The organism is Paenibacillus gallinarum (assembly GCF_014836635.1).
In the GTDB taxonomy this organism is placed as follows: Bacteria; Bacillota; Bacilli; order Paenibacillales; family Paenibacillaceae; genus Paenibacillus; species Paenibacillus gallinarum.
In genome coordinates this window covers 730398-743653 of sequence record NZ_JACSQL010000001.1, presented here as the reverse complement: position 1 = coordinate 743653, position 13256 = coordinate 730398, and the positions used below count along the sequence as shown (strand labels likewise).

12 protein-coding genes and 1 riboswitch are annotated in these 13256 nt (G+C 40.1%); of the genes, 3 read left to right on the top strand and 9 right to left on the bottom strand.

Going from position 1 to position 13256, the window contains the following annotated elements; all coding sequences use genetic code 11:
• Nucleotides 1-64 precede the first annotated feature (64 nt).
• From H9647_RS03585 to H9647_RS03560, 6 genes are all read right to left on the bottom strand, one after another.
• The gene (locus tag H9647_RS03585) at nt 65-1813 is read right to left on the bottom strand and encodes an ATP-binding protein (protein ID WP_191798231.1); all 1749 of its coding nucleotides are present in this window, start codon (nt 1811-1813) and stop codon (nt 65-67) included.
• Nucleotides 1814-2076: 263 nt separating this feature from the next.
• Nucleotides 2077-2532: a MarR family winged helix-turn-helix transcriptional regulator gene (locus tag H9647_RS03580; protein WP_191798229.1), complete on the bottom strand. Its 456-nt coding sequence runs from the start codon at nt 2530-2532 to the stop codon at nt 2077-2079.
• A gap of 76 nt (nt 2533-2608) precedes the next feature.
• The gene (locus H9647_RS03575) at nt 2609-3136 is read right to left on the bottom strand and encodes a GNAT family N-acetyltransferase (protein ID WP_318245260.1); all 528 of its coding nucleotides are present in this window, start codon (nt 3134-3136) and stop codon (nt 2609-2611) included.
• A 62-nt stretch (nt 3137-3198) separates the two neighbouring features.
• On the bottom strand, nt 3199-3870 hold the full coding sequence (gene rpiA, locus H9647_RS03570; protein WP_191798227.1) for a ribose-5-phosphate isomerase RpiA: 672 nt from the start codon (nt 3868-3870) through the stop codon (nt 3199-3201).
• A gap of 179 nt (nt 3871-4049) precedes the next feature.
• A complete protein-coding gene (locus tag H9647_RS03565; RefSeq protein ID WP_225229017.1) occupies nt 4050-4664 on the bottom strand; it encodes a TraX family protein in 615 nt (204 codons plus the stop codon).
• Between the two features lie 78 nt (nt 4665-4742).
• Complete coding sequence (locus H9647_RS03560) at nt 4743-5210, bottom strand: GNAT family N-acetyltransferase (RefSeq protein WP_191798225.1); 468 nt, start codon at nt 5208-5210, stop codon at nt 4743-4745.
• A 133-nt stretch (nt 5211-5343) separates the two neighbouring features.
• On the opposite strand from H9647_RS03560, the gene H9647_RS03555 reads away from it, so the two are divergent.
• Complete coding sequence (locus H9647_RS03555; protein WP_225229016.1) at nt 5344-5811, top strand: MarR family winged helix-turn-helix transcriptional regulator; 468 nt, start codon at nt 5344-5346, stop codon at nt 5809-5811.
• A 71-nt stretch (nt 5812-5882) separates the two neighbouring features.
• Complete coding sequence (locus H9647_RS03550) at nt 5883-7079, top strand: MFS transporter (RefSeq protein WP_191798223.1); 1197 nt, start codon at nt 5883-5885, stop codon at nt 7077-7079.
• 59 nt (nt 7080-7138) lie between these two features.
• Here H9647_RS03550 and H9647_RS03545 read toward each other — a convergent pair whose 3' ends face one another.
• Complete coding sequence (locus tag H9647_RS03545) at nt 7139-8419, bottom strand: MFS transporter (RefSeq protein WP_191798221.1); 1281 nt, start codon at nt 8417-8419, stop codon at nt 7139-7141.
• A gap of 189 nt (nt 8420-8608) precedes the next feature.
• Nucleotides 8609-10927 carry an alpha-xylosidase gene (gene yicI, locus H9647_RS03540; protein ID WP_191798219.1) on the bottom strand — a complete coding sequence of 773 codons (2319 nt, stop codon included), beginning with the start codon at nt 10925-10927 and terminating at the stop codon, nt 8609-8611.
• A gap of 201 nt (nt 10928-11128) precedes the next feature.
• Here yicI and H9647_RS03535 point away from each other — a divergent pair, with 201 nt between their 5' ends.
• On the top strand, nt 11129-12040 hold the full coding sequence (locus H9647_RS03535; RefSeq protein ID WP_191798217.1) for a helix-turn-helix transcriptional regulator: 912 nt from the start codon (nt 11129-11131) through the stop codon (nt 12038-12040).
• A 61-nt stretch (nt 12041-12101) separates the two neighbouring features.
• Here H9647_RS03535 and H9647_RS03530 read toward each other — a convergent pair whose 3' ends face one another.
• Nucleotides 12102-13034: a hypothetical protein gene (locus H9647_RS03530; RefSeq protein WP_191798215.1), complete on the bottom strand. Its 933-nt coding sequence runs from the start codon at nt 13032-13034 to the stop codon at nt 12102-12104.
• Nucleotides 13035-13062: 28 nt separating this feature from the next.
• A riboswitch (cyclic di-GMP riboswitch) is annotated at nt 13063-13155 on the bottom strand.
• Nucleotides 13156-13256: the final 101 nt, after the last annotated feature.

Genomic DNA, 13256 nt, shown 5'->3' with positions numbered 1-13256 from the left:
TTTTTCAGCATACGAAAAAAGGCATCCTAATTACGAAAGGAATACCTTTTTCACAAACTTTGAATTATTGATGTATAGATGACAGAAGGTTCTTAATCTCCCTGCAAGCCTTCTCGTAAGCAGGTACCAACAGTTCCTTCATTCGCTTAGGTTCTTCAAGACAACCCATTCTTGCAGATGATTCTATCTTTCCAAGCAGCAAAGAGAGATGTTCAATCCCTAGACTAAGACTGCTCGATTTCAAGTCGTGTGCGGTCTTGATTACTTCATTGCATTGATTATTAGTAAGATAATGAATCAATTGATCTATTTTACTCGGCGTATCCGCTTGATACATTTCAAGCAAGGTTTCTAATAACCCCCCCTTCTTCTCCTCACCCAGGTTTAATAACTCCGTAATCACTTCCTCATTTAGAATAGAATCAGCTTGCAATTCGGGAAGCCATCTCTGCATCATATCTCGCAGTGTTTCTAAAGGAATCGGCTTAGATAAATAATCGTCCATCCCTGCCTCGAGACATTCTTTACGATGCCTCTCTGTAACATTCCCAGTGAGTGCGATAATTGGAATATGTGAGCGCATTTCATCCCGTTCAATCTGACGGATTTTCTTTGTTGCCTCCAGTCCATCAAGCTTTGGCATCATATGATCCATCAGAATAACGCAGTATGGTTTACTAAGATAAGCGGCAACAGCTTCTTCTCCATTCTCCACCGTATCTATATTTGTAATTCCAATCTTCTCTAACTGAACAAGGACAACCTTACGGTTAATGCTATTATCCTCTGCTATAAGAATTGGATGTTCAAGAGGGGGGCACTGGATGCAGTCCGTTGTCTCCAGTGTCACCGCTGTTAAACGGTTCATTTCCGATTCATTCGTAGTGGATATCATCGCCTCGTCGTTAGACTTGATTTCAAAAGACACTTCAATCCAAAAAGTAGCCCCTTCTCCATACTCACTAATGACACCAATCTGACCATTCATAAGTTTTACAAAGTATTTGCTAATGGAGAGTCCAAGACCGGTTCCACCATACTTAGACTGTTGTCCATCAGATGTCTGGGCATAGGGTCTAAACAATCTAGACTGATCTTCCTTCGTAATACCAATCCCAGTATCTGTAACTTCGATACGAAGCTTTTGTTTATGATCCTTTTCAGATAAAACCTGAATTCGAGTATAGATTGATCCGCCCTGCGTAAATTTGATGGCATTACCAACAAGATTCATTAGTATTTGAGTTACCCTGGTAGTATCACCAATTAACGTGTCAGATAATGAGTCATCAATCTCTGTATACAATTGATTACCTGATTTATCAGCTTTTGCAGATAAAAGCATATTGACATGTTTCGAAATGGTTCGTAAATTCATCTCGGAAGGATTTAATTTCATTTCTCCCGCTTCAAGCTTTGATAGATCTAATATATCATTTATTAAATAGAGCAAAAGTTGAGACGACTCCTGAATAACAGTAACTGATTGCCGCTGTTCCTCTGTAAGCGATGACATTAATAAAATCTCAGTCATCCCTATAATTCCATTCAAAGGAGTTCGAAACTCATGACTCAGCAAAGTCAGAAATTCGCTTTTCGCTTCACTGACCTTAACTTCCTGATTCTTGGCATCATTCAGTCTCGAATTATTTTTGGCAAGTTCTCTCTGTAAAGTAACCAGCTCATTATTCAAACTCGAAAACTCAGTAAGTACACTCTGTTCATGCTCTCTACTCTTAATAATCTCCTTGTTCAGCTCAGCAATGATATTTCTCAGTTTTGTTATCTCGTGTTCATTAAATTTTGAGGGCATATCATCCCTCCTCTCTAATAGATCGCCTATAATGAAACACGAAGCAGTATTATTCTTTCGGAATAGGCTACACCAAAATTCAACTCTAAATCAGGTTCTAGCCTAGTAAGTAATCCAGATGAAATCAACCTCCATTTTCCCAACAATCTGCATCACTTTCCATTGTTTAATTGTCACATACTATAAATCAACATGCAAGTAAATGGCAATTCCATTCAAAAAAAACCGACCTCTTTGAGGTCGGTTAAACATACGAATTTCAACTATTCGTTTACCTGGCCACTCGCCGATAATCCAAGCTTTTTCAGCAGACGAATCGCTTCCATTTTCTCATCATCGGTTAGTCCTTGCTCTGCTTCTTTAATGACTTCATGATGCTGTGGGAAAATGCGCTCAAAAAAAGCAGTTCCCTCGTCCGTCAGTTCTGCAAAGATTACCCTTCGATCTTCCAAGGAAGCTCTGCGTAGTAGCAAATTTTTGCTTTGCAGCTTGTCCACTACATAAGTAATATTCCCGCTTGACATAAGTACCTTTTCCCCGATTTTTTGCAACGGTTGAGGTCCCTTATGATATAACAAATCAAGCACTCCGAATTCTGTCGTATTTAAACCATGACTCTGAATGTCTCGATTAGATCTTGCAGTTACAGAGTTGTAGGCTCTGGCAAGAACCACAAACAACTGAAGCGATAGATCTCTCTCATCGCGTAAATTAGACATAACCTTGCCTCCAATAGCCTCTATCAATAAATATATCCATTGTTTCCACTTTACACTTGGATCATGGAGTGAATCATTAGGATGAATGGTGTGCTTCCCATTCCTCTCTCAACATCCCCATTCGGATCGAATCATAATAGATTCCGTCTACTATTCTGCACTTCCGCATCCGGCCTTCTACTTGCATCCCTAGCTTTGTACCCACACTCATCATTCTTACATTTCCAGACCATGTAGTAAGACCTATACGAACAATAGGAAGAGCTTGAAACAAGTAAGTAATCCAGCATTTCATGGCTTTTGTACCGCACCCTTTGTTCCAGTCCGCTGTTTGGTACATCACGATTCCTGTCTCTATCCACATCGACTGAGGATCTTCAATATAGTAGGATAAAGTCCCTATCATCTGACCGTTTACTTCCATAATGACCCAGGAAGGTACTTCCTTTGAAGTTGCCTTATTAATGGTTTCCCGAAAATCTTCCCGGCTCTCACGCTCTAAGGGGTAATATGGTGCATCCCACTTTTTCCATTCCGGATTTGTTTCACCATATATAAATTGATATAAATCATCGATATCTTGTTCTTCTATGGTGCGTAGAATTACATCATCTAGCTTCAGGAGAATTTGTCCGATGACTTATCTTCCTCTCTTTGAAAAAGAAGTTACCTTTTTTTGAGCTCAATTGACCCGTCACTGTGTGACACTACCACGGTATCAGCCAGATCGACGAACAGACCATTATCAACTACACCTGGAATCATATTCAATTTCTGATTAAGTGCCTCTGCATTAGAGATGCGTCCAAGCAGACAGTCTGCAATATAGTTTCCGTTATCCGTCACATATTTCTCTTCGCCGTTCATGCGCCACTGTGGACGGCAGCCAAGCTGATCAAGTGCCTGAAATGTCCATTCAAATGCAAACGGAACAATCTCAATAGGCAATGGGAATTTACCGAGCGTATGCACAACTTTGCTCTCATCCACCACAATGATGAGACGTCTGCTGTTCGTGGCAACAATTTTCTCGCGCAGAAGCGCACCGCCGCCACCTTTGATCAGATTTAGTCTGCCATCGACTTCATCAGCACCATCAATCGTAAGGTCAAGTCTACCCATCTCAGCAAAAGGAATGAGAGGAATTCCTAATTCCCTCGCCTGATCTTCAGAAGCTTTGGATGTAGCTACTGTCTGAATATTCAGTCCTTCTTCCTTAATTCTTTCGCCTAGACGCTTAATAGCCCAATAGGCCGTAGATCCTGTACCTAGTCCTACCTTCATTCCATCTTTAACGAAATCCACTGCTCTTTCTGCTGCTGCTTTTTTTAGTTCCACTAAATTCTCAACCCCAATCTATGTTTAGCAAAACAAATCATCATACCACTTCGTGGAATAGACCAACTTATGTTCTATTGTAACCGATTCATAATAATGAAGGAATATCACCATAGAAAAAACAGCACAAGATATGTACTCTAAATTGCCTATTATAATAGGAAGCTTTCGTTTCCGTGTTAAACCATTCGAATGACCGCAAGTACAGCAAGATGTAGCGGATAGAAACTTACCCATAGCCAGCGGGGAACGGTAGAGCGAAATGAAGCTCCCTTATACATTAAGAAAGCAATATATACCGTCGCAAGCGTGCTCCAAATTTGAAGTTCAGATACCACCATATCTGCAATATTAAGTATCAAATGAGCACCGACCATGACCATACCTTCCGTGTATCTAAAGATTAGGACGAGGAAGAGACCATAAATACCATAGTCCATCGTGGATAATTCCATGAGAATACCACAGATCATAATGATCAGAACTTTACTGATTCCACTTTGGGACTTATCCAGCAGCTGAAGAACAAGCAGCGAAGACAACAGTGTCCAGATCACATTCAAATTATAATGCTGAAAAGCAAGCATGAATGGGATCTGCGAAATGATAGCCAGTAGAAGTAAACGATAAGTATAGCGTTTCATATTACTTGTGTATTTATAACCAAGATATGTCGAAAACGCATAAATCGGAAATGCAAACCTTCCAATGATCCGAAATATGCCTTGATCTTGATAAAAAATAGCACCTATATGATCAATCAACATGGTAAGCATTGCAATCCAGTGCAGCATGAATCCCCCCTTATGTTCCGTAGCTGTATTATGCCATAAGGATTCTTTAGATTACAATCAATCCCAGATATACAATCTTTATTTTGTAAGAAGATCATAATGCCAAAATTCGTTATCTCGTATGTATCCTTCAGACTCATATAACTTCTGGGCTACGCTATTATGTGCTGAAGTGGACAAAGTCAGTCCTTTCGCCCCTGTACGGCGGGCCAATTGTTCTGCTTCTTGAAGAAGAGCTCTCCCAGTTCCCGATCTTCTAGCTTCTTCTCTTACATAGAGATCATTTAAGATCCACAGAGACTGAAGAGAAATGGACGAAAAGGAGGGATATAGTTGTACAAAACCAACAGGCTCTGCTATTTCCTTCATCTCAGCATAAAAAATAACAGATTGATCCTTATCCATTCTCTCCTTCAAAAAAACTTCCGCACGCTTTAGATCAGACTCCTGTCCATAGAATAGACGATACTCATCAAATAAAATGGCGACCCTAGGTATGTCCTTATATTCAGCGCGTTTCATAGTCAGCTTGTCCTTGCTCGTCATGGGAATCCCTCTTTTCTATTATTTGGAATTTTATTCACATATAGCTTAACGTATAAAATTCTTTGACACAAATAAAAACATTTAATAATATTAGTATAACAAGTATTTTAATAGAGAGGGGTTAACTAATACGTTGAATAAGTTTTCACTTGAACATTCGCTTGGTTTTATGCTAGGGGTTGCTCACAGACGCTCTATTCATTTAATGAATCAACTTTTGAAAGAATACGAGATTACAACGGAGCAGTGGTCTGTTTTATTTCACATCTACTCCCACGAAGGTTTGAATCAGCGCGAAATTGCCTCAAAAGCATATAAAGATCAACCAACGACTACACGCATTATTGACATGCTAGAAAAGAAAAGTTTAGTTGTTCGTAAACCGAATCCAGCCGATCGCAGAGCGTATGAACTATTTCTTACAGATGAAGGCGCTAAGCTATGCCGCTTAATTCTTCCTCTTGAAGAGAAATTAAATGCAGATTTTGCTGAGATCATTCCCGAAGAAGACATGAAAGTTTTCCTCCGAGTATTGAATGAATACCACAACCATGTGCAAAAACAACAAGAAGAACACGAACAGAAGAACAGCTCAAAGTAACAGGATGAGAGGACGAAAGTTCTCCCTCCTGAGCAGAGTCGCTCAAGAAATAAAGGAGATTAAATTTAATTATGCAGCCAGAGAAAAACCGGTTATGGACCAAAGAGTTTATTATACTAACATTATGTAACTTTCTACTATTCTTACAACTTCACATGATTATCTCAACCTTACCCACTTACGTTCAGGGAGAATTTAAAGCCAGTTCATTCCAAGTGAGCTTATTCACTACCCTTTTTGCACTAAGTGCGATTGCGGCACGTCTTTATTCAGCCAAACAGCTGGAAAAAGGGAACCGAAATAAAATGATATATTTGGGTATTGTTATTATACTGCTTGTTACCCTTGGCTATTATTTCGCTGCTGTAATGGGTGTACTCCTCGTCATGCGGATGATATTCGGCATTGGTTTTGGGTTGAGCAGCACAGCCTTTCCTACAATGGCGACTGATGTCATTCCCGTTAAGAGAATGGGTGAAGGGATGGGATATTTCGGACTATCCACTAGTTTAGCCATGTCCATTGGTCCTGTTATCGGACTTGCCATTTTGAATTCTTTAGGATTTACTGTGCTTACGTGGGCTACTGCACTTGTCATCCTCATTATCGCTCCGCTAAGTTATATACTGACATCGAAAAGTCCAAAATCGAAAGAAGCTTTTGAATCGCCTTTTACAGATGAAACAAAGAAAGGTTTTAATAAAGCACTCATTATACCTTCTGTTCTTAATATGCTTCTCGCTGTCACTTATGGTGGAATCGTCAGCTTTATTGCTCTATTCGGTAAAGAAAATGGAATCGATAATGCTGCTTTATTTTTCCTGTTTAACGCTTTGGCTATTCTTATTGTCCGTCCCTTTGCTGGACGCATCTATGATACAAAAGGTCACCTTGCTCTTGTAATCCCTGGGTCTATACTAGTCATTGCAGGGCTTGTACTCCTTTCTAATATCAGTTCGACAGCTGGATTATTTGTTTCCGCTTTCCTATTTGGTCTTGGATATGGTGCACTGCAGCCTTCTTTTCAGACCTGGATGATTCAAGTCGTATCCCCAGCGCAAAGAGGTCTCGCGAATGGCATGTTTTTAAATACGCTTGATTTCGGAATCGCTCTTGGTTCATTGGTACTTGGAGTCATTGCCACTTTTACAGGATACAATCTGATGTTTCGTTACTCAGCTCTCTTCGTCCTTCTTCTACTTATTATTTATCTCGTCCATATGAGTAAGGCTAGAAGAACAAAAATGAATGAAACTACTTCTATGTAAACCACATTACATATACGGCAAAGCCCATTCTTTCGACTGAAGGAATGGGCTTTGTTATGTTAAGCTTTACGCTTGATTCTAATGAAGCTTTTTCCGCCTAATCGATAGTGCTTACTGCCTGTATTCTTTCCAGAACCGGTTCCTTCATTTTGTTTCGGTTTTATTGCAAACAAGGTGAGTAACGCTCCTACAGCTGCAACACCTGCTAATATGGAAAACAGCACAAAATGTGAGGTGTTTAACAGCAGCGAAATGACAGGTGGCCCAAGAGATACCCCAATAAAACGCATACTGCTGAATAAAGAGGTAATTGTTCCTCTGTGTTCCTTCTCTACACCTTCTGTGATCAATGTATCCAGACATGGCAAAGTTGCGCCAATACCGATTCCTCCAACCGTAAAAACGCCCACTACATAATAAATGGATTTTGAAAAACCCATAGTAAATAAAGCTGCTGTTAAAATAACGAGTCCAACAAACCCGATCCACTTCATTCGTGATTTGTGACTGCCAATTATTTTACCGCTCACAAAAGAGGATAAACAAAGCATTGCCAAGGGGATTGCCAGTACAAATCCTTTTGTTATGCCATCTATACCGTACTTGCTCTCAAGAATTTCAGATAAGTAAAAAAGCACACCAAAAATAACAAACATGCAAATACATCCCACCGCAAAAATGGCGTACAACCAGCGCCCTTTTTCTACCATGACTTCTTTAAGGGAGCGAAGAAATTGTCGCAAAGGTGGTACTTCTTTATGTTTTTTGGGTGTTCTCACTAAAAAAATAACAAGTAATAAAGAAATGATACAAAGTGTAGGAATCATTAAAAATGGTGAGTACCATAACCAGGCTCCAAGCGCTGCACCAATGATCGGGCTGAGCACTTTTCCAAAAGTATTGGATGTTTCAATAATCCCCAAACTTGCACTTACTTCTTTTTCGTCATCAAACATATCCCCTACGAGTGGAATAACAATGGGAAAAGCTCCAGCTGCACCGATACCTTGCAGTAATCTTCCACCTATAATTGTCCAGTAAGCGGCTCCGTCTGTCATGAACCAGGCAGCGAATCCTGAAATAGCCCCACCTATAGCAGCAATCGCAAGAGAGGGAATGATAATCGCTTTTCTTCCGAAACGATCTGATAAGTACCCGGCTATGGGAATTAAAATGATGGCAACTACGGCATATACCGTAATCAGCATACTCACTTGAAAAGTAGAAACTCCCAGTTCTTTGCCGATCTTCGGTAAAATAGGGATTAAGGCTGAGTTACCTAAAGTCATGATAAATGGAATAGAGGCTAGAGCAGCTAGATCCCATTTCTTATCTTTCATTACATATCCACCTCAGCTGCTTTTAGGTTATTCATTTGACCTAACTATGATCAGAATACAAAATAACATTAGGATCAAACGACGTTCTTAATATGGTTGCATCACTTCGAAATTATGCAGTTATCTATGTTATAAAGCACAAAAAAAGAAGGCGCTGCGTTTATGCATCGCCTTCCTTACCAATTTATATTAAAGCTCAATCGTATATGTTCCGTTGTTCTTCTCCGGTGTAAATACCAGACCCTGTTCTCCTTTGGATACAGTTCCCCCGTTTACTCCCGACACTTCATGAATATCTCGTAATACCAGAGACCACGCTTTTCCTTCTCCGGCTGCGGACACTTTAAGCTCGGAACCTGTGCGATTGACCGTTACTGCCAGTTCTTCTTTAGCTTTCGTACTGAACACTTTTGCTTCTGCAGTAGCTTGATCTGCCAGTTCAAACAAATGCAAAGCGACTCCATCTGCGTAATCATATTCGATAACGTCATTAACCGCACCGACTGCAATTAGACTATTTGGTTTTATCATCATCGGTAATGTGCGGAAACTGTGGTTCTCATGAATGTATTTTCCACCTGTCACCTTTTCGCCAGTGAGGTAGTTCGTCCATGTTCCTTCAGGTAGATAATAACTTACGTCTCCTTCTATATTAAAGACGGGAGCAACAAGAATCGAATCCCCGAGCATGTACTGTGTATCTAGCCCAAATGTTGCAGGATCGTTCGGGAACTCCAACATCATTGCGCGCATCATTGGGATACCTTGTACAGTTGATTCTTTAGCTGCATGGAACAAATACGGCATGAGACTGATTTTAAGTTTGGTGAAATCACGAACTACATCTACAGACTCATCATCAAACAACCAAGGTACACGGTATGAAGTACTGCCATGCAGACGGCTGTGCGAAGATAATAATCCGAATTGTACCCAGCGTTTATATACATCTGCCGGTGCGGTGTTTTCGAAGCCGCTGATATCATGACTCCAGAATCCAAATCCAGATAAACCTAGAGACAAACCGCCTCGAAGGGACTCCGCCATGGATTCGTATGTTGCTGAACAATCTCCACCCCAGTGGACAGGGAATTGCTGACCACCCGCTGTTGCAGAACGCGCAAAGAGTGCTGCCTCATTTTTACCTAATTTCTCTTCAAGCAATTCAAATACTGCTTTATTGTACATTTGAGTATAATAATTGTGCATTTTCACCGGATCTGATCCATCATAATACACCACATCTGTAGGAATTCTTTCACCAAAGTCTGTTTTAAAGGAATCTACCCCTTGGTCAATGAGTACAGACAGTTTGCTCTTATACCATTCCACTGCATCAGGATTCGTGAAATCAACAAGTCCCATGCCTGCTTGCCACAGATCCCATTGCCATACACTGCCGTCAGCTGTTTTTACCAAGTATCCATTTTCCATACCTTCGTCAAAGAGATAGGATTTTTCTGCAATATAAGGATTAATCCAAGCGCAAATTTTAAGACCTTTATCTTTGAGTCTACGAATCATCCCTTCTGGATCTGGGAACATTTCCTCATCCCATACAAAATCAGACCACTGATATTCTTTCATCCAGAAACAATCAAAATGGAATACAGATAACGGCAAGTCTCTCTCTGCCATACCATCAACGAAATGATTTACAGTCGCTTCATCATAATCGGTAGTAAAGGAAGTCGTCAGCCACAGACCAAATGTCCAAGCTGGCGGCAAAGCTGGTTTACCAGTTAATGTTGTGTAGTTATTCAGTACATCTTTCGGATTATCGCCACCGATGATGAAGTACTCCAGTGTTTCGCCTTCCACACTGAATTGTACTTTGGACACATTTTCGGAAGCTACCTCGTAAGAGACACGCTCAGGATGGTTAACAAACACACCATATCCTTTATTAGATAGGTAGAAAGGAATGTTTTTATATGCTTGTTCACTACTTGTACCGCCGTCTTCATTCCAGATATCTACCACTTGACCATTTTTCACAAATGGAGTGAAACGTTCGCCAAGTCCATAAATATACTCACCTACACCCAGATCAAGTTGTTCACGGAAATACGCTTCTTTATTAGGACCTGTAATGTATCCGGCTGCTCTGCTTCCGCTTCCTGTGATGCGTTTGCCATCGTATAGAAACTGAATATCCCATCCGTTCGTTTTATCCACATGAACACTTAATTTACCGCTTTGAAGTACTGCGCCTTGCTCATCTTTATGAATAGATACATCTGTATCTTGATTAAAAATTTCAAAAGCAGGACCATGATCTACTTTCCCTTTATGATGATTCAAAGTAACTTTAATTACGTTTGGCATCGGTGAACTATATGTCGCTTTAAGCAGCGTACCATTTAATGTATCCCCTTTTACCAAAATACGTTTTGTAGCTGCATGTACCGTAATTGAATCTCCCTTTTGAACAATGTCGCGAATATCAGTGGGGTTCTGAATTTGATACCCTTCGCGTACTAGCCAGAATCCGTCTGTAAATTTCATTGTTTCTTACCCCCTTCAGTTATACTATAATGATATTGATATAATCCGTCTTTTTCTTACGATATTTTGATGAATATTATCACTATTATGATATTTTATAGCTATTCTTCGTTATTTACTTATCTCCCCCGACCTATTATGGAAGCGATTTCAAAATTATATGAGACTTATATGTAAACAAGAGAGGCGTGAATAATCACTATGAACAAAGAATTGCTTCGTGAAAATAGAGTCCATGGACATTCTTTATTTCCTGTCAGTGTATATCCAAAAGTAAATCAGCTGAATGGGGACAGTATCCTTGATTGTCACTGGCATGATGAAATGGAAATTATACTCATGGAACAAGGTACTGCTGTATTTCATGTAGATATGAATGTATATGAGGTTGCCGCAGGGGACGCTATCTTTGTGGGTAGTGGAGAAATTCATGCCGGGTATCTGCTAGGTGACGAACGCTGTATTTTTTCAGCAATTGTATTTGATTCAAGATGGTTATCCGGGCCTTCCTATGATGCTCTGCAGGAGAATTTATTTGATCCTTTAATGACAAAGAGACTCATCCCTCCACACCATATTCAGAAAAACACAGCATGGGGATCTTCAATTCTTCATTACATCCACCAGATTTTGCATGATCACGAGGTAAAGAGTCGAACGCTCGAAATTTCTACAAAAGCTCATTTGTATCTGATCTTCGCTGACTTGTTTGAACAAATGCAGCTGGCTGATAAAGCTACGGGGGTTACAGGTAGCCCAGATAAAATTGATCGGATCAAAGTTGCTCTAGGTTATGTACACGATCACTACAGTGAAAACATTAAACTGAAAGATTTAGCCTCTCACCTTAATATGAGCGAAGGACATTTCTGTCGTTTTTTTAAACAGATGGTACAGAAAAGCCCAATTGACTACATTAATCACTATCGAATTCAAAAAGCCTGTAAGCTACTCGAAAATACGAACTCTAAAGTAGTTGATATCGCTCTCGAAGTCGGATTCGATAATCTCAGTTATTTCATTACTCTTTTCAAAAAACAAAAACAATTGACTCCTTCGCAGTATCGCAAACTCTTCTATGAACAAATCGCAATTGAAGCTATTACGATATAATGAGATCACAAAAAAAAGGTGCCGAGAGTATCCAGTAAGGATCTCTTAGCACCTTTTTTTATTAACGTCTCACGAGCTTCAACCAGCTGGCATATTCATGAATGGATATTCCAGTATACGAACTATGAATGTTTGCTTTTTGTTCAAGTAGTTCAAGCTGTTCCGCCATATACTCGGGACCCTCTTCATAAAAAGTAATGAAATCTCCTTCATTGCTTTTATTGGTTTCCACTGCTATGGATACTTTCTTTCCAAGGGCAGAAGCTTCAGCCAGCTCACTAGAAGCCGCATCATAGATCGCACTTGCTTTATCACGGTACGCCATAACGGTAACCGAATCATACTGACGAATCATCCAGCTGCTTATTTTCATCTCTTTATCAGGAGTTGTATAGTTATCAAGCCAAAACGGAATATCTGCCCCGATCTCCATATTTAGACGCTTAGCTTCACTAGTCAAATAATTTACATTCGATTGCCACTGTCTCACTACTTCATCCACATTTTCTTTCCATTCAGGAAGAACGTGAGGTTCAATATCCACATGAATTCCGGAGAATTTTTCAGTCTCGCTTGCTTCATTCTGGTAGTTCTCAATCCAATCTATGAAATCGACTAAACCTTGTCTAGATTTGGTAAGCCCCCATGAAGAGCGACCATCTAAAATCTCCACTTTAATTCCTGCAAGCGTTGCATTATGTATAAAAGATTGATAATAACGATTCCGCACATCACGATTGATTTGTAAATAAATAACGTTTAGGTTATTCTCCTTAGCAAAGGTTAGAACCGAATCGGGTGCTGTTTTAATCTGCGTTGTATCCCACAGCCAAGTAGCGGTTTGACTCGTCGGAACCGAAGTCGATTCGATAACTTTGGTCGCTTTGATCGCTCCCGTAGCTTCAACTTCCTCGATCTTTCCGGCCCACGGTACGAACGCGATAACGGTTGCCATGATGATGGCGCTTAATTTCCTGCTGTTTCTTCTCCACATATGTCTGCACACTCCTTCGATTTATCACGTCGGCAACCGGCTATCATTGTAAGTCCTAAGACTCACTTTAGACCCTATGGCTTTGCGTCTTTACCTTTCAGTAAATTTGCCCTCAGTGTATACACAACTATCCACTAGTCACAGCCTTTTTCTCTTTACTCATTACTTTGAACTAGTCTTTACCATTTCAGAAATACGAAAGTCTCATTTTCTGCGTTTATA